This is a genomic window from Porphyromonadaceae bacterium W3.11, from assembly GCA_030434245.1.
Classification (GTDB): domain Bacteria; phylum Bacteroidota; class Bacteroidia; order Bacteroidales; family Porphyromonadaceae; genus Porphyromonas_A.
Genome location: JAUISX010000002.1, coordinates 373,853 through 391,333 on the forward strand (window position 1 = coordinate 373,853; position 17,481 = coordinate 391,333).

The following is a 17,481-nucleotide window of genomic DNA, read 5'->3' on the forward strand; positions in this document are numbered from 1 at the left end:
GTCTGATTTTACAAACTTTAATGTTAGGGCCTGTTCTCTAGCAAGTTATACCCAAGTGCATGCCTATGCTATTGTAGGTCACGATTCTACTCTGTTTCTCTTCTGTTAATAAGAAGACAATGTTTTTTATTATAGGCTATAAATCGTTACTTTTGCAGACATAGGAATAAAATCTTCTCTAAATAAGATGACTTGTAAGTTGAGTTTTATCCTATGTCAATTGTATTTATTTATGCACTGTAATTAAAAGGGAATGACAGTCGCTATTTAGTGATAATGATGGATAAGAAGTATAAGATCTTGATTACCGGTGGTGCCGGTTTTATTGGTTCAAATCTCACCGAATATTTTTTGAGTAAAGGGCACTTTGTAAGATGCCTTGATAATTTTTCTACAGGGCATAGGTATAACATAGAGCCATTCCTTAAGTCTGAGCAATATGAATTAATCGAAGGAGATATACGCCATCCTGAGGATTGTGAGCGTGCAGTTGCAGAGATGGATTATGTTCTTCATGAGGCTGCTTTAGGGTCGGTGCCGAGGTCTATTAAAGATCCTGCTACCACAAATAACGTTAATATATCAGGCTTTGTGAATATGCTTATTGCTGCTAGAGATGCAGGTGTTAAGCGTTTTGTATATGCCGCTAGTTCCTCTACCTATGGGGATTCTAAAGAGTTGCCCAAGGTTGAAGAAAAGATCGGTAAGCCACTCTCACCCTATGCCATCACTAAGTATGTTAATGAACTTTATGCCGAGATCTTTAGTTCAATTTATGGCATAGAGACCATAGGGCTACGCTATTTTAATGTCTTTGGACGTCGTCAAGATCCTAATGGGGCTTATGCGGCAGTCATTCCTCTATTTGTAAAGCAATTCATGAATCACGAAAGTCCAGTGATCAATGGGACTGGAGAGTTTTCTCGTGACTTTACATATATTGACAATGTGATACAGATGAACGAAAGAGCATTGTTCACTCAAAATCCAGATGCCGTTAATGAGGTCTATAATACTGCTGTAGGTGATCGCACCACGTTGAATCAATTGGTGGGTTACCTGAAAGAGTATCTTGTAGAATACGATCCAGCAATTGCTGATGTTGAGGTGAAGCATGGACCAAATAGAGCAGGTGATATTCCACACTCTCTAGCTTCTATCGAAAAGGCAGAGAAACTGTTAGGGTATAAGCCTAGTCATACTTTGAAAGAAGGATTGAGAGAGGCGGTTCGCTGGTATCATGAGAATTTGTAAATAAACTTATTGGGTTATAAAATATAAGATATGCTTACATTAGAAGATATTAAAGTGTGTGTTATTGGCTTAGGGTATGTAGGACTTCCCTTAGCTAGACTATTTTCAACTAAATTTCCAACCATTGGCTTTGACCTCAATCAAGCTCGAGTTGATGAATTGATGACAGGTGTTGACTCTACCTTGGAAGTGGATAATAACTTGCTCAAAGAAGCGATTGATAAGCATGGTTTTATCTGTACAACAGAGATTGATAAACTTCGTGAGTGTAATTTCTATGTGGTGGCTGTTCCTACACCAGTAGATCAAAATAAAAATCCTAATTTAGGACCACTCTATGGAGCGAGTAAGACCGTGGGGAAAGTGATTAGCAAGGGTGATATTGTGGTTTATGAATCTACCGTTTACCCTGGTGTTACTGAGGATGAGTGTATCCCAGTTGTAGAAGAGGTCTCGGGGCTTAAGCTTAATGAGGACTTTTATGCTGGCTACTCTCCTGAGCGCATTAATCCAGGTGATAAAGAGCATACGGTTGAAAAGATTCTAAAAGTAACCTCAGGTTCTACACCCGAGGTGGGAGAAATAGTCAATCAAGTATATGCCTCAGTAATAACAGCTGGGACACACTTAGCCCCATCGATTAAAGTCGCAGAAGCGGCTAAGGTGATAGAGAATTCACAGCGTGACATTAATATTGCTTTTGTGAATGAGTTGGCAAAGATTTTTAACCGTATGGGTATAGACACACAGGATGTACTAGAGGCAGCAGGTACGAAGTGGAACTTTCTATCCTTTAAGCCAGGGTTGGTAGGAGGTCACTGTATCGGGGTCGATCCTTACTATTTAGCTCAGTGTGCTCAACGGTATGGCTATAATCCAGAAATCATCTTGGCTGGACGTCGTATGAATGACAGTATGGGTGAGTACGTAGCAGATCAAGTAATTAAGGCAATGCTTAAGAAGGGTATTCAAGTGCTCAATTCAAATGTACTGATACTCGGCTTTACTTTCAAAGAGAATTGTCCCGATATCCGCAATACTAAGGTGATAGATATTATACATACCCTTGAAGAATACAACTGTAAAGTCACTATCCATGATCCATGGGCTGACCCAGCTATCACCAAAGAAGAGTACGGTGTTGAGATTACCAATGAGCTCCCAGAAGCTAAATTTGATGCTGTCATCCTCGCTGTAGCCCACAAAGAGTATGAAGATTTAGAGTGGGAAAACATAGCTCTTAGTAAAAGTGTCGTGTATGATGTAAAATGGATTTTGGGTCGAGGCGTAGACACAAGACTATAAGTTGGCTCATATGAAAGAAAAGATACGGAAAGGTATAAAGAGAATTCGTAGTAGTAAAGATGCTACCGTTCTTTTAAGTAATTTTGGTTACCTTACTCTACTGCAGGTAGCAAGTTACATCTTCCCGTTAATTACAATTCCTTATCTAGCACGGGTAATAGGAGTCGATAGTTTTGGCAAAATTGCATTTGCCTCAGCCATTATTATGTGGTTTCAAACCATTGCAGATTGGGGATTTAATTATACTGCTACTCGTGATGTAGCTAAGAATAGAGAGGATAAAGAAAAAATTTCAGAGATTTTTTCTGACGTTTTATGGGGAAGGTGTCTCTTGATGGCGATATCCTTTTTGATATTGCTAGCATCTCTGTTTTTGATACCTAAGTTTAGTGAGAACCGAACCGTTATTCTAATTACCTTTCTAATTATTCCAGGACAAATAATGTTTCCAGATTGGTTTTTCCAAGCAATGGAGCGAATGAAGTATATCACTATTCTTAATGTTTTGTCGAAGTTAATTTTTACAGTGGCTGTCTTTATATTTATTAAAGAAAAGTCTGATTATATATTACAACCTCTGTTTACATCGCTTGGTTATATTGTTTCAGGGGTAATAGCTATGTACTTAATTCTATGCAAATGGAATGTGAAATTAAAAAAACCAACCTTTTCTGGTGCACTAAAAGCGATAAAGAATAGTACTGATGTATTTATAAATAACATTATGCCAAACTTCTATAATAGTTTTACTATAGTATTACTAGGTGTTTTTGGCGGAAGTGTTTCAAATGGATTACTTGATGCTGGAAATAAGCTGGTTACCATTTTTCAGAAATTTATGATTATGATATCAAGAACTTTTTTCCCTTTTTTGACAAGAAGGATAGAGAAGCATGATATATACGTAAAGATAAATATTTACTTATCATTGGCATTTTCATTTTTTTTATTTCTCTTGGCTCCACTGCTAGTCAAGTTGTTTTTTACACCTGAGTTTGGCAATGCTGTTTCTGTGTTACGTATTATGTCCATCTCTCTTGTTTTTTTAGCTTTAAGTAATATATATGGAACTAATTTTATGATAATATTAGGTCATGAGCGAAAGTTAAGAAACGTAACATTTATAAGTTCAATACTTGGTTTTCTATTATCATTTCCTTTAGTGTATTATTTCGACTATATTGGAGCAGCATTGACGATTACACTTACTAGAGCAATATTAGGCATTAGCGTTATGAAAACGGGGAGAAAAATAAAGAGCGAGTCTGGTTACTGAAATATTCATAGAAAGCCAGTATAATAAATTTAATTATATAGTATTTATACAACAAGTAAGTTAAGTGGAAATAGGTATACATTATAGAGAGGGCAGTTTTTCTGATCGTTGGATAACTTATTGTAAAGAGAGAGATATTGATTATAAAATTGTCAATTGTTACGACTCTGATATCATAAAGCAACTAAAAGATTGTGATGTGCTTTTGTGGCATCACCATCATGGATATTACAAAGATGTATTGGCGGCAAAAAGGATTTTATTTGCTTTAGAGCATGCAGGAGTGAAAGTCTATCCAAATTTTAGTACTGGATGGCATTTTGATGATAAAGTGGCTCAAAAGTATCTTTTGGAAGCAATTGAAGCACCCATTGTCCCAAGTTATGTTTTTTATGATAAGACTGAAGCCCTGAATTGGGCGATGAGTACGAGTTATCCAAAAGTTTTTAAATTAAGGGGTGGGGCTGGGAGCTCAAATGTCTTTTTGATAGAGAACAAAAAAAAGGCGAAGAAATATATTCGGAAGATGTTTAGTTCTGGTATGAAAATGTCTCCTCTAAAAATGGCAGGTCGAAATTTTAAAGGTTTTCTAGCTGGACGAAATAGTTTTTATGATTTTGCTAAGTATGTAGGGCTTTTTTTATTTCCAAAGAAATATGAAATTTCTTTTATGCCAAAAGAAAAAGGATATGTTTATTTCCAGGATTTTATTCCTAATAATAAATTTGATACTCGAGTTGTCGTGATAAATGGAAGGGCCATTGCAGAAAGACGAATGGTAGTAGACGGAGATTTTAGAGCGTCGGGAAGTGGAATTTTTAATTATGATGAGATAAACCTAGATGCAGTCCAAATTGCACTAGAGGTTTCGGAAAAACTGAAATTGCAATCCTGTGCATATGATTTTGTGATTGATAATAATAATCCATTAATTGTTGAAATGAGTTATGCGTTTGGAGTAACTGGTATAAAGAATGCTCCAGGTTATTGGGATTCTTCTCTAAAATGGCATGAAACGAGTATTGATTTTCAAGAGTGGATATTAGAGAGTTTAATAACGAGTGTTGATTGATTTGAACTAATTGTAATAACTTTTGGACTATGTCGTTGGGATTATTCGTTCGACTATTAGTTGGAGTTATTAAGTGTTCTTTATTGTAATATATATTAATTATTATAAAAAACTATAGGAGGAAATGACATCCCCAATTTTTTATTATAATGTAGCAGATGTACTAGTGCCTGTGCTTGCAATAGTTATAAATATTTGTCTTTATGAGAGATATAAAACTAAGAATAAGAGGGTTAACCAAGTATTAGTGTTAATGATCGTAGAACATTCTATAATGACTGTCTTTTACTACTTGATGACTTTGCAGGGTGGTAATTTTGATGCACTAGGTTATTTTAATAGAGGTGTTGTTAATAGTCAATATTATTTAGGGAGAGTCGATTTCAGGTTTGGAACGCCAGCACTTATATATATTGTCCACTACTTAAATAAATTGTTAGGGCTTAATTATTTTGCGTTGTATTGGCCATTTTCAATTTTGGGATTAATTGGGATTGTTAGGACTTTCAAAGTCTCTTCGTCAATAATTTCTGAACGTTGGACTAATTTGTTTTACCTTTTTTTACTGCCTAATCTGCACTTTTGGTCTTGTGCTTTAGGAAAAGATGCTCTAGCAATGTATGCAATTGGTAGTATAATTTATCTTGTTTTTTTTCAAAAAAAAATAGTTAATTGTATATTCGCTGTCATATTATTTAGTATGGTACGAGTTCATATCGTTGCTTTGGTTGCGTTTGCATTTTTGATTACAGTGATATTTAAGGGTAATATCATTTCTTTTAAAGGTCGCATATTAACTGTTTTTGTTATGTTAGTTTTAGCAATTCCTGGTTATGTGGCTATTTCTGAGACTATAGCACTTCAAGATGCCCAGTCAATAAATGAAAAGTTTCAGGAACTAGAGCAAACAACAGCTGAGGGTGGTTCGACTGTGAATATGCAAGGTAAAAATATTATTGTGAAATGGACTTCTTATTTATTTAGACCACTTTTTTTCGATGCCAGAAATTTATTAACCTTTTTGGCTTCATTAGAGAATACTGTTTGGGTTCTGCTGTTTTTTTATTATATAAAATCCTGTGCTGAAAGAAAACGTTTACGATATGAAAAAGATAGATTGTCTTTTTTCTATTGGTTTTCTATTTTTTCTATATTGTCTATTTCCATACCCAATGCGGCAATTATGTATAACTTAGGTCTCGCGATGCGTCAAAAATATATGTTTTTCCCTTTTGTATTAATGGTTATATTCATCCTTAAAAGTAATTCTAGAAAAGGCAACTATATATAAGAACTGAATGTCAAAATACTGTACGCCTATTTAAGTATAATTGCTTATTTAATAAATTATGAAGAGAAAAATATCTATCTTTTCTGTGTCTATGGGAGCAGGAGGTGCCGAGAAAGTTATATCTATTCTGTTGCCTATTTTGGTTGATGATTATAAAGTTACTTTGTTTTTGCTTTATGATGACTTTCATTATTCTATTCCTGACAATGTTGAAATAATTACTTTGTTTCCAAACAATAATAATTCCTTTATACGAAGACTTTTTAGTGTCCCCATTGCATTTGTAAAATATGGACAATATTTAAAACGTAATCATATTGATGCCTCTATATCTTTTCTCTTTAGACCAAATATAGTTTCTGGCATGGTAGCTTTATTTAATTCCAGAACTAAATTTATTATTAGCGAACGAAACTATCCTTCAATGGAATATAAAAGAGGATCGCATCTGGGGTTTATTATTTCAAGGTTTCTTTTAAAGTTATTTTATAATAGAGCTGATATCTTGTTTTCAAATTCAGAATATATTAATAAGGACTTGGCAAAAAACTTTGGGATAAAAATACCAATGAGAGTTATATATAATCCTATTGAAATTACGTCAATTGTACATAATCCTAAAAAAGAAGTATCTAAAATTGTAACTGTTGGAAGATTTGAAAAAGTTAAAAATCATATGTTGCTTTTTAACGTTATAAAACAGATGCCACATCATAGTTTGACGATATGGGGTGATGGAGCTTTAAGAAATGATTATGAAGATATGGTAATACAGCTTGAAATAGAAGGTCAAGTAAATCTACCAGGGAAAACTAATGATGTGTTAAGAGTGATTTCTCGAGATGACATATTTATTCTTTCAAGTGATTCAGAGGGTTTCCCAAACGCATTGTTGGAAGCTATGAGTGTAGGGCTTCCTGTAATTGCAACAAACTGTTTATCTGGACCATTGGAGTTATTGAACGATAATGAGGATGTTATTATTCCGCAAGGTGGTTTTTATCAAGCAAAGTTTGGTGTTTTAGTAAATACAGGAGATGTTGAAGGATTAATTAAATCGATAAATTTCCTTTCTGATAACTACGCGAAGCGTATGTATTACGCTAAGAAGTCACGGGAGAGAGCTGTTGATTACTCATTGCCCACCATTTATGAACAGCTTAAGAAAATAATATAATTTCATGAAGAAGAACAGTAAAATTCTTATTCGAACTGCAACTGTTGCAGGATCTCTTAATTTTCTTAAGGGACAGTTGAGATGGCTTAATGAGGAGTATAAAGTAATAGCAGTCGCAGCTGGGCTTGAGAAACTAAATCAGATTTCAAAGTCTGAAGGTATTCGTACCGAAGAGGTTGTTATGGCGAGACATATTTCTTTATTACAAGATTTGAAGTCTTTGTTTGCAATGATAAGGCTTTTTAGAAAAGAAAAACCTTGTATTGTACACTCTATGACTCCCAAAGCTGGTTTGATATCTATGATCGCTGCAAAACTGACTGGGGTCCCTATTCGTATTCATACTTTTACAGGCCTTGTTTTTCCTACTTCTAAAGGTTTAAGAAAAAAGGTCTTAATGTGTACAGATGCCATTACTTGTTGGTGTGCAACAAAGGTTATCCCAGAGGGTAATGGGGTTAAGAACGATCTCATAAACCACAAGATAACTAAGAAACCACTGGAGTTAATTCATAATGGAAATGTGGCTGGAATTGATTTAGACTATTTTAATCCTGAGATTTTCAAGGATCAAAGGCTTGAGTTAAGAGGGAAATATGGGCTTTCTTGTGATGATTTTGTATTTGTTTTTATTGGCAGATTGGTGAAGGATAAAGGAATTAATGAATTGATTGCAGCCTTTAAACAACTTAATCACGCAAACGCCAAATTACTCTTAGTTGGAAGTTATGAGAAAGAATTGGATCCGTTGCTACCTGAGACGATGACTGAGATAGAGAGAAACCCTAATATTATAGAGGTGGGATATCAGAATGATATTCGACCATGGTTAGCCGTTTCAGATGCTTTAGTTTTTCCGAGTTATCGCGAAGGCTTTCCTAATGTGGTTTTGGAAGCTGGAGCAATGGGCTTGCCGAGTATTGTTACAGATATTAATGGTTCTAATGAAATTATTATCCATGAATTCAATGGCATTATAGTTCCATCTAAGGATATTTCAGCTCTAAAGAAAGGAATGGCGTCCTTTATCAAGGAGAATGGGCGTGTGAAGTTTTACGCCTCTAATGCTCGGACATTAATTGCTTCTAGATTTAAAAGAGAAGATGTATGGAAAGCGACTTTGGAAATGTATAGAAAGGAAGAAGCAAAAATTCTCGATAGAAAGAAATTATAATCGAAAATATGTATAGAATTTTTTTTAAGCGATTTTTTGATGTAGTAGGGGCATTGCTTTTACTTATTCTTTTGTCTCCTCTTCTTATAATTGTAACTATATGGTTGCACTTTGCTAATAAAGGTGCATGTGCCTTTTTTTGTCAAGAACGTCCAGGGAAAGATGAGAAGATATTTAAGCTCTATAAGTTCAAAAGTATGACGGATGAGCGAGATGATAATGATGAGTTACTCCCTGATGCAGAACGCTTGACTAGGGTTGGTCGTTTTGTTCGAAAAACATCAATTGATGAGCTGCCACAACTATGGAATGTTCTAAAGGGAGATATGTCCTTTATCGGTCCTAGACCCTTGCTAGTCCAATATCTACCTCTATATAGTGAACACCAAAGAAAAAGGCATAATGTTAGACCTGGTATTACAGGATGGGCACAGGTGAATGGGCGTAATGCGATCAGTTGGCAACAGAAGTTTGAATACGATGTTTGGTATGTAGAAAATATCTCATTAGCTTTAGATTTGAAAATAGTAATAAAGACTATTGTCAAGATATTTAAAAGGGAAGGAATAAACTCTGCTTCAAGTGCAACTATGGAGATGTTTAAAGGTAATAATATGTCTGATTAAATGAAAAAAATTGCTATATATGGTGCCGGAGGTTTTGGACGTGAGGTGGCTTGGCTAATTGAAGATATAAATGCTAGCCATCATCAGTATGAATTTATAGGTTACTTTGATGACGGAAAAGAGAAGGGGCAACTAATAAATTCTTACCCCATTTTGGGAGGAATGCATGAGATTAATACTTATGAAGAAGACTTGTCAATTGTTGTTGCTATTGGAAGTCCTCAAGTGAAAAGAAAAGTAATAGAACAGATTACTAATGAAAAAATATCTTATCCAACATTGGTTCACCCATCAGTTATACATGCTCCCAAGGAAGTATTATCGATTGGGAAAGGGTGTATTATATGTGCAGGAACGATTTTAACGGTAAACATAAAAATTAATGATTTTGTTATTCTCAATCTATCATGTACTGTTGGCCACGACACTATCATTGAGTCATTTTGCTCTTTTATGCCAACAGTAAACATATCGGGTGAAGTTATTATAAGAGAAGGAGTATATGTTGGTACTGGTGCTAAAATAATCAATCAATTAGAGATTGGTAAAAGTACTATAGTTGGTTCTGGAGCGGTAGTTACAAAATCTTTGCCTGACAATTGTACCGCGGTCGGGGTCCCTGCAAAACCAATTAAGTTTCATTGAAAAACTATTATTATTATGAAGGAAGAAAGGATATGGCTGTCATTAGCCCACATGGGTGGGGAGGAGCAGAGATTTATTCAGCAGGCGTTTGATGATAACTTTGTGGTGCCATTGGGCCCTAATGTGAATGGCTTTGAGGCAGATCTGAAGCAATATTTAGAAGCCCCCCAACCCCCTAAAGGGGGAGCTACAGAAAAGGCCCCCTTTAGGGGGAACGGGGGCTCTGTATTAAACTCGGCTGATCCAGCGTATTATGAAGAGTTAAAAAGGAGGGCTGAACACAATAGAAATAACCCAACTGAAGCGGAGGGTATCATGTGGGGGCTTATGTCAGGGCATAAGTTGGAGGGAAATAAATTTCGTCGTCAGCATATTATTGGTCAGTTTATCGTTGATTTTGTATGTTTGGATAAAATGTTAATTGTGGAGATTGATGGTGGATATCATAATAATCCAACTCAACAAAAAGATGACAAAATAAGAGAGGAGTGGCTCAAGAAACAAGGGTATAGAATTATCCGCTTTACCAATGAAGAGGTCATTGGAAATACTAATTATGTGTTTGATACTATAACAGAGAACTTGAGAGCCTCACAAGCCACGCATCCCTCTAAAGGGGGAGCTACAGAAGATGCCCCCTTTAGGGGGAACGGGGGCTGGAATGGCTCTGTTGTGGCTCTTAGTGCTGGTACAGCTGCCCTCCATTTGGGACTGGTACAGTTGGGTGTCACAGCTGGTGATGAAGTGATTTGTCAGAGCTTTACCTTCTCTGCAAGTGCCAATCCGATCGTATATCAGGGGGCAACTCCTATCTTTATAGACAGTGAAGAGGATACTTGGAATATGTCGCCCGTTCTTTTGGAGGAGGCTATTAAGGATCGAATAGCAAAAACAGGAAAGAAGCCTAAGGCGATTATCCCAGTGCATCTGTATGGTATGCCAGCTAAGATGGATGATATCCTGGAAATAGCAAATCGATATGGAATCCCTGTACTGGAGGATGCTGCTGAGGCACTTGGCTCTAGATACAAGGGAAGGGCTTGTGGTACTTTCGGTGATTATGCAGCACTATCATTCAATGGTAATAAGATTATTACTACTTCTGGGGGTGGTGCTTTGATTTGTCCTACAGAGCAAGCGGCAAAGCGTGTAATGTTCTATGCTACACAATCTCGTGATCAAGCACCACACTATCAGCACTCTCATATTGGGTATAATTATCGTCTGAGTAATGTGAGTGCTGGGATAGGTAGAGGCCAGATGTTAGTCCTAGAGCAGCATGTTGCTAGACGGAGAGAGATAAATAACCTGTATAGAGCATTGTTAAAGGATGTGCCTGGATTATCCTTCCAGACTAATCCTAGTAGCGACTTCGACTCCAACTACTGGCTGACAAGTATCGTGATCGATCCTGAGAAGGCCGGCTTTTCACGAGAAGATGTACGGTTACGTATGGAAGAGGAGAATATCGAGACCCGTCCGTTATGGAAACCAATGCATCTACAACCTGTTTTTGCAGATGCTCCCTATTATGGAGATGGTACATCTGAGCGGTTGTTTGGTGACGGTCTTTGTTTGCCTTCGGGATCTACGCTTACTGATGATGACATTAAGCGGGTCGCTGGTATTATCTTAGAGATGGTTTAATCTTTTTTTTCGAGGATGAAATGTATATTGTGGCTCAAATATACTATATGCTCGGCGGAGATATGGGAGGGATAATATTAACCGTGCTTGATGATTGAAGCTTTAAGGGAGGCAGTAGGAAGCCTCTAGAAATGGTTTTTATTCAATGCTGGTAAATAGGACCGTAATAAATAGAAAAGAGGTGGTAATCAAATATTTGATTACCACCTCTTTTTTCTATGTGATTTATCTATTACTTACGAGTAAAGATATAGAATTCACGTGTTTCAGCTGCTGGCTCAGAACCGTCTTCGTTAAGCATAAGAAGCTTATTGCCATCGATAACCTTGTAAAGTTGAGTCTCACCGTTGTTTGAAACGAGTGTCAATACAAGATCAGAGTTAATGTCGGTTACCTTACCTTCGTCTGTAGCTACATCCTCAACGCCAACAACGTTTTGTGACCAGTTGTAAGTCAAGTCTGAATTGATTTCGAGGGTAGTCTCGAAGCCTGCATTGTCTGCACCTGGTAGAGTAGCTACGTAAGTACCGAAGAAACCTTCACCAAGTTCTTCAAACTTAGCTTTTGCTTCGTCAGAAAGGTCAGAGATAGCTTCAGATACATTGTTTGCTGCTTCCTCTAGAGTAGTTTCAACACTACCTTCCTCGTTCTTCTGAGATTTGTCTGATTTGCATGATGCAAATGAAAGGGCAAAAATAGTTGCCACTGCTAAATAAAATACTTTCTTCATGATCTAATAATAAATGTAATATGTGAAATAATATTCAAGTTCACCGTCGATGCTAATAATGCAGATCGTCTGTGAACGAATTCTTTTGTTATAAGTTTAGTTTGTTTTGAAGTTAAGTCCTTCAAGACGGCTCAAATCTTGATTAGCCGATACAATCTTTTGCTTCAAGCCCTCCTTGTATGAAGAAAATTTTTCAGCCAAATCTTCATCAGATGTTGCTAAAATCTGCACTGCTAATAATCCTGCATTCATAGCAGCATTAATACCAACAGTGGCGACTGGTACACCTGGAGGCATTTGTACGATAGCCAATAGGGCATCCATCCCCTCAAGGGTAGACTTTATGGGAACTCCGATAACTGGAAGAGTAGTCATTGCTGCTATGACACCAGGAAGGTGTGCAGCCATCCCTGCAGCAGCAATGATGACACGTATTCCACGTGAAGCTGCATTACGGGCAAATCCCTCAACTTCGGAGGGTGTCCGATGTGCAGATAGAGCGTGCACTTCGTATGGCACCTCCATCTGCTCAAAGATATCTATACATTTTTGCATTACTGGGAGGTCACTTGTACTTCCCATGATAATGCTTACTACTGGTTTGAGCGACATTTTTGTCTCTCCTCTTTTTTATAAGGTTCTTATTTCTTAATTAGAGCTTTGTATTCGTCAGCTGACAACAAGCCGTCCATGTTAGATGGGTCTGCAAGTGTAGCTTTGATAATCCAGCCTTCGCCATAAGGGTCGTTATTAACAAGCTCTGGCTCATCTTCAAGCGCTTCATTCAGCTCATCTACAGTAATTGCTACAGGTGAAATAAGGTCTGATACTGTCTTTACTGCTTCGATAGATCCGAATGCAGACTCTGCATCGATCTCTTCTCCTTCAGTATCAACATCTACATATACGATTTCGCCTAGCTCGCTTTGAGCAAAGTCTGTAATCCCGATAGTGACTTTATCGCCTTCGATAAGTAGCCACTCATGATCCCTTGTGTACTTTAGATTTTCTGGAAAGTTCATAATCTTATAATTTTTAGTTAGTAAAAAGTTTTCTCGTTTTGGTTTTGACAAGAACAGCCTCCCTAATGAATTTTATTACCATTCTTAAGGAGATTGTCCGCAACAAAGTTACAACTCTTTTCTGAGTCTTGCAATAGGGATATTCATCATGTCCCTGTATTTAGCGACCGTACGCCTCGCAACATTATATCCGTGCTCTTTCATCTTGTTTCGTAACTCTTCGTCTGAAAGGGGATGGCGCTTATCTTCTCCTGCAATAATATCTGCCAATAGCTCCTTTACGGTTCGGGTGGACATCTCGGTCCCGTCATCTCTCATCGTCCCTTCGCTGAAGAAGTGCTTTAGGGGAAAGAGGCCGAAATCGGTCTGTACATATTTGGTCGAGGTTACTCGGCTGATGGTACTGATATCATAATTGGTCATCTCGGCGATGTCCTTTAGAATCATAGGACGGAGCAGGTGGATATCGCCTGTGAGGAAGTAGTCTCTCTGGTAATCCACGATCGCAAGCATGGTGCTGATGAGGGTGTTATTTCGCTGTTTGATCATCTCAACAAACCAGCGGGCATCGTCAATTTTTTGTTTGATGAAACGTCCTGCATCCTTTTGATCCCCAGAGAGCTTGCGTAGGTCTCCTGTGTATTCCTGCATCTGTTCCTCAAAGCTTTTGCTGATACGAACCTCTGGGATATCGCCAGATAGGAGGGTGACAACGAGATCGCCCTGTGATTCTGTGACCTGGAAGTCTGGGATGACCGTCATAAAGGTATCCTCCAGCTTGCTAGTGTAATCTAGGCCAGGAGTAGGATTAAGACTTGTAATCATGGCACTGGCTTCCTTCAGCTCTTCATCTGTTGCCCCTGTGACCTCTTGAAGTTTGTTGAATTGCTTTTTGCTAAACAGGTCAAATAGCTCAGAGGTAATACGGATAGCTAGATCTCTAATAGGCGATGTGGTGCATCTCTTGAGCTGAATGAGTAAACATTCCTGCAGGGAGCGTGCTGCTACTCCTGGGGGATCGAGTGTCTGTATGACTTTGAGTATTCGCTCTAGGTCTTGTACTTCTATGTAAACCCCTTGGTAGATGGCTAAGTCATCGACTAATCCTTCGAGACTTCGACGTAAGTATCCGTCATCATCAAGGCTGCCAATGATGAATCTGGCAATCTTCTGATCCTCATGTGATAAGGAGGACATCAGGAGTTGCTCCTCTAATTGCTCTAGAAGAGTAGGGTCCTCAGAGAAGGGGATTTCGAAGGCGGCTTTCTTTTCGCTATTATACCTCTTGAGTGTAGCATCAGGGACTTCATCAGGATCCATGTAGTTATCCATGTCTATCTCCGCGGCAGTCTTAGTCTCTCCAAGCTCTGCTTCGTAAGTATTCTCTTCCTGGTCCTGATGATCAGCGGGGCCCTCCTCTAATGCAGGATTCTCTATGAGCTCTTGCTTGATCCGTTCTGCCAGCTCTGCATGTGGTAGAGCTACCATCTGCATTAGCTGAATCTGCCATGTCGAGAGGTTCTGAGAAAGTTTCTGTGTTAGTTTGCTTTCGCTCCCTTTAGCCATCGTCCTATTAGTTTTTTACCTGTGCAATCACGTGCTGTAATCTATCTCCGATACCGATGGTATAGCCTTGAGATACAAAGACTACTCTATTAAATGTATCGGCAATCACTACGAGAGGCATATCCACCATGGCGGGGAGCTGACAACCAGCGATGACCTGAGCTGCTATATTATTTTTGTCTTCACCCCATACAGCATTTGGTAGTAGTGCCTGTAGCTCGTCAGTAGGAGCTGTGTTGTCAGCTGTCAGTACGATAGTTGGTAATGGCAAGCCCCCATCTTCGTTAGCTATCTTATGAATATCACGTAGGATATGATCTGTAGGTTCGTGATGATTCCTGCCAAGAACGAGGATGTAAAAACCTCTTCCAGTCGTTTGGATGATAGGCTTTTCCGTCTCACTCTTAAGATCATAATAAGTTGATTCCGCGTTCAAGCTTCCGATCACACTAGCTGCGTCCTCATCTTGATCAAAGACAAGTGGTGAGGCCTTGCCACATTCTAGCTTTGCCATACGCATCAGGACAGACCCATCTGCAAGGCGAACACCAGTCATGGTATAGTTATTTGGATAAACCAACTTCTCTCCATTAATCGCATCGAAAGGCTGGTCGTATTCAAATTCGTATGTCTTTAGCTGTCCCTTATCTATGTATCCGACTGTGAAGTGTGTAAAATACTTAGGTTGCTTGAGATACCCTGCAGGCTTATAGCTAAGCTTAAGTTCGCATTCAGCAGATATTTTAGGCTCTTCTTCGTCCTCTTTCTCTTCTAAGAATGGGATGATGTGTGACTTCTCTCTTTCGTCCCAGATACGCACTACTGAGTTAGCGGCGTCATACTCTGCGGGGATGTGAGCTGTCCTCAGTAGTCGTACCAATAAGATGGTTAAGCTACGACTATCTCCAATGCCATACTTATAGACATTCGCTGGATTGATCGGTAACTTATTAGGGTTATAGCGTTCATCAACCTTGGTCCCAATAGCTTGGGCAATGACATTTGCTCGCTCTAGTCTATTGAGTTTGTCCCAATCTTTGGTTCGATTACTGATTTGGGTTAAGGCCTCTTTAAGTGTTGGTTCGGCCTGGTATATATGCTCAAGCATCACTCTAGGTGATATGATCCTAGGGTCCTGCCATTCATTAGTCGTGAGGTCACGGGATAGTGCTTGCTGGAGAGCTTCAATATCCACGTCGTGAAGATCCTTTTCCATCAGACTTGCTATGAGTAATACCGCCTCATTGGCCTTACCTTTATCCTTAGCATTCATAAGGAAATCTTCAATCGACTTATGATATCCTCGAGCCATTGGGAATAAGCGGATGAGTTCGCTTCTTATCTTTCCCTTAAGCTCTAGGCGATCTGCCAACGCTTCCGCCTCGGCTTCAGTCGGAAACGTATCGGTATAGGCGTGGCGAGTCTTATTATTCTCTTCTATCCGAGCATTGCAAGTAGTGGTCATCTCTTCGGATATCTCCAGTTTAGGCACACGTGCGACTGGAGGTACAATGCGAAAATGCTGCTCTTCGGGCAGGTCACTATAAGGACGGAGCACCATCTCTAAGGTAGTTCCTCCCTCTTTTACCGAGATTTGGCCTATCGCCATAAGGTCATCCCCCTTACTCGCAACTGCCATTACGTCACCATATCCCACTTTCACTGAGGCTTCGCCCAGCTTATTCGTAGTGCGTGTCACGAGAGGGTACAACTCGGCATAGTTATAGAGTCGGAATGTTACGGTTACCCCCGACATTGGATTGCCATTTTGATCTTTCACTTGCACCTTCGCTTGTGCTGTGGGGATGTAATTCTCACTCACATTAAGCTCCGTATTAACATAGTTTTCTCCAAGCCACTCTTCTGGTCCTGAGTAAGGTCCAAACGCTTTGGTATGAAGAAGCATCGCTCTCAGTACAGGCCCATCAAACCATGCATTATTTAAGACAGGAGCTGGTTCGCTAGCACCTAGATACTTCCATTCTCCATCGACCCACGCTTCGACCCACGCGTGATTATCGTCCGTGTGAGCCCAGCGAGGTGTATAAACTTGGCGGGCTGGGATACATACTGTACGTAAAGCAGCAGCCATTAAGGTGCTCTGTTCACCGCACCGACCAAGAGCGTTACGCATGGTTGCCATAGGAGAGGATGTACGACCGTCACTCGGTGCATAGGTGATATGCTGGTGAGCCCAGTGGTTGATCTCAAGAACGGCCTCTTCCATGGTCATCCCTTGCACTAGATCCCTCAGCTCCTCGTAATAGGCTGTTCGGAAGTCATCGAGGGTTTCGTTATTGATCCTTAAAGGAAGTACGAAGTGTCTCCACTGATCTGCTGGTACAGACTTACCCCAAGGCATTTCATTTCGTGCTTGAAGGGCGATCTGAATGTTTTTTAAGTGATAGTCCACCGTATGATCGAAGATGTCTGGAGTCCATGAGTAGGCATAGATCCACGTCAGAGCAGACTGTTCATTATCAGGTATATCTGGCTGCCTGGTCAATTCCCAAATAGAGTTATCACCTGTTAGGTATTCACTTTTCTCCATTAGGTCTTTTTCTGCCTGTCTTATGATACTTGCAGGGAAAAGTTGCTCTTCATTACTCTTGTCACTGCAGGAGACAAGGAAGAGAAGCATCACTAAAGGTATTGTCCAGAATGTTTTCATACGCGCTCAATGATTTTGATCAATT

General features: G+C 39.0%; 15 protein-coding genes and 1 pseudogene. 11 read left to right on the forward strand and 5 right to left on the reverse strand.

Annotated features, from left to right (window positions below):
* Window positions 1-276: 276 nt before the first annotated feature.
* The 11 genes and pseudogenes from QYZ87_04175 to QYZ87_04225 all read left to right on the forward strand — a co-directional run bounded on the left by QYZ87_04175 (window position 277) and on the right by QYZ87_04225 (window position 11,467).
* Entirely contained in the window at window positions 277-1,254 is a 978-nt protein-coding gene (locus QYZ87_04175; protein MDN4753729.1) for an SDR family oxidoreductase, read from the forward strand.
* Window positions 1,255-1,284: 30 nt separating this feature from the next.
* Window positions 1,285-2,559, forward strand: coding sequence for a nucleotide sugar dehydrogenase (locus QYZ87_04180; GenBank protein ID MDN4753730.1), 1,275 nt, complete (start codon window positions 1,285-1,287; stop codon window positions 2,557-2,559).
* Between the two features lie 10 nt (window positions 2,560-2,569).
* Window positions 2,570-3,835 (forward strand): flippase, encoded by a 1,266-nt coding sequence (locus QYZ87_04185; GenBank protein ID MDN4753731.1) that lies wholly within the window; start codon window positions 2,570-2,572, stop codon window positions 3,833-3,835.
* 64 nt (window positions 3,836-3,899) lie between these two features.
* On the forward strand, window positions 3,900-4,907 hold the full coding sequence (locus QYZ87_04190; protein MDN4753732.1) for a hypothetical protein: 1,008 nt from the start codon (window positions 3,900-3,902) through the stop codon (window positions 4,905-4,907).
* A gap of 124 nt (window positions 4,908-5,031) precedes the next feature.
* Entirely contained in the window at window positions 5,032-6,198 is a 1,167-nt protein-coding gene (locus QYZ87_04195) for a hypothetical protein (protein ID MDN4753733.1), read from the forward strand.
* Between the two features lie 58 nt (window positions 6,199-6,256).
* Complete coding sequence (locus QYZ87_04200; protein MDN4753734.1) at window positions 6,257-7,375, forward strand: glycosyltransferase; 1,119 nt, start codon at window positions 6,257-6,259, stop codon at window positions 7,373-7,375.
* A gap of 4 nt (window positions 7,376-7,379) precedes the next feature.
* A complete protein-coding gene (locus QYZ87_04205) occupies window positions 7,380-8,549 on the forward strand; it encodes a glycosyltransferase family 4 protein (protein MDN4753735.1) in 1,170 nt (389 codons plus the stop codon).
* Between the two features lie 8 nt (window positions 8,550-8,557).
* Window positions 8,558-9,175: a sugar transferase gene (locus tag QYZ87_04210; protein ID MDN4753736.1), complete on the forward strand. Its 618-nt coding sequence runs from the start codon at window positions 8,558-8,560 to the stop codon at window positions 9,173-9,175.
* Window positions 9,176-9,820: an acetyltransferase gene (locus QYZ87_04215; protein ID MDN4753737.1), complete on the forward strand. Its 645-nt coding sequence runs from the start codon at window positions 9,176-9,178 to the stop codon at window positions 9,818-9,820.
* Window positions 9,821-9,835: 15 nt separating this feature from the next.
* Window positions 9,836-9,979, forward strand: a pseudogene (locus QYZ87_04220) (pyridoxal phosphate-dependent aminotransferase).
* Complete coding sequence (locus tag QYZ87_04225; GenBank protein MDN4753738.1) at window positions 9,965-11,467, forward strand: DegT/DnrJ/EryC1/StrS family aminotransferase; 1,503 nt, start codon at window positions 9,965-9,967, stop codon at window positions 11,465-11,467. The pseudogene QYZ87_04220 and the gene QYZ87_04225 overlap by 15 nt, the downstream one beginning before the upstream one ends.
* Before the next feature lie 232 nt (window positions 11,468-11,699).
* Here the strand turns inward: QYZ87_04225 and QYZ87_04230 are convergent, their stop codons facing one another.
* From QYZ87_04230 to QYZ87_04250, 5 genes are all read right to left on the reverse strand, one after another.
* Entirely contained in the window at window positions 11,700-12,197 is a 498-nt protein-coding gene (locus QYZ87_04230) for a copper resistance protein NlpE N-terminal domain-containing protein (protein ID MDN4753739.1), read from the reverse strand.
* A 96-nt stretch (window positions 12,198-12,293) separates the two neighbouring features.
* The gene (gene purE, locus QYZ87_04235) at window positions 12,294-12,809 is read right to left on the reverse strand and encodes a 5-(carboxyamino)imidazole ribonucleotide mutase (protein ID MDN4753740.1); all 516 of its coding nucleotides are present in this window, start codon (window positions 12,807-12,809) and stop codon (window positions 12,294-12,296) included.
* 29 nt (window positions 12,810-12,838) lie between these two features.
* Window positions 12,839-13,219, reverse strand: coding sequence for a glycine cleavage system protein GcvH (gcvH, locus tag QYZ87_04240; GenBank protein ID MDN4753741.1), 381 nt, complete (start codon window positions 13,217-13,219; stop codon window positions 12,839-12,841).
* 108 nt (window positions 13,220-13,327) lie between these two features.
* Entirely contained in the window at window positions 13,328-14,785 is a 1,458-nt protein-coding gene (rpoN, locus tag QYZ87_04245; GenBank protein ID MDN4753742.1) for an RNA polymerase factor sigma-54, read from the reverse strand.
* A 7-nt stretch (window positions 14,786-14,792) separates the two neighbouring features.
* Entirely contained in the window at window positions 14,793-17,456 is a 2,664-nt protein-coding gene (locus QYZ87_04250; protein ID MDN4753743.1) for a transglutaminase domain-containing protein, read from the reverse strand.
* Window positions 17,457-17,481: the final 25 nt, after the last annotated feature.

Coding starts and splice junctions, on each gene's coding strand:
- QYZ87_04175 (MDN4753729.1), top strand. CDS start 277: ATGATGGATAAGAAGTATAAGATCTTGATTACCGGTGGTGCCGGTTTT.
- QYZ87_04180 (MDN4753730.1), top strand. CDS start 1,285: ATGCTTACATTAGAAGATATTAAAGTGTGTGTTATTGGCTTAGGGTAT.
- QYZ87_04185 (MDN4753731.1), top strand. CDS start 2,570: ATGAAAGAAAAGATACGGAAAGGTATAAAGAGAATTCGTAGTAGTAAA.
- QYZ87_04195 (MDN4753733.1), top strand. CDS start 5,032: ATGACATCCCCAATTTTTTATTATAATGTAGCAGATGTACTAGTGCCT.
- QYZ87_04200 (MDN4753734.1), top strand. CDS start 6,257: ATGAAGAGAAAAATATCTATCTTTTCTGTGTCTATGGGAGCAGGAGGT.
- QYZ87_04205 (MDN4753735.1), top strand. CDS start 7,380: ATGAAGAAGAACAGTAAAATTCTTATTCGAACTGCAACTGTTGCAGGA.
- QYZ87_04210 (MDN4753736.1), top strand. CDS start 8,558: ATGTATAGAATTTTTTTTAAGCGATTTTTTGATGTAGTAGGGGCATTG.
- QYZ87_04215 (MDN4753737.1), top strand. CDS start 9,176: ATGAAAAAAATTGCTATATATGGTGCCGGAGGTTTTGGACGTGAGGTG.
- QYZ87_04230 (MDN4753739.1), bottom strand. CDS start 12,197: ATGAAGAAAGTATTTTATTTAGCAGTGGCAACTATTTTTGCCCTTTCA.
- purE (MDN4753740.1), bottom strand. CDS start 12,809: ATGTCGCTCAAACCAGTAGTAAGCATTATCATGGGAAGTACAAGTGAC.
- gcvH (MDN4753741.1), bottom strand. CDS start 13,219: ATGAACTTTCCAGAAAATCTAAAGTACACAAGGGATCATGAGTGGCTA.
- rpoN (MDN4753742.1), bottom strand. CDS start 14,785: ATGGCTAAAGGGAGCGAAAGCAAACTAACACAGAAACTTTCTCAGAAC.
- QYZ87_04250 (MDN4753743.1), bottom strand. CDS start 17,456: ATGAAAACATTCTGGACAATACCTTTAGTGATGCTTCTCTTCCTTGTC.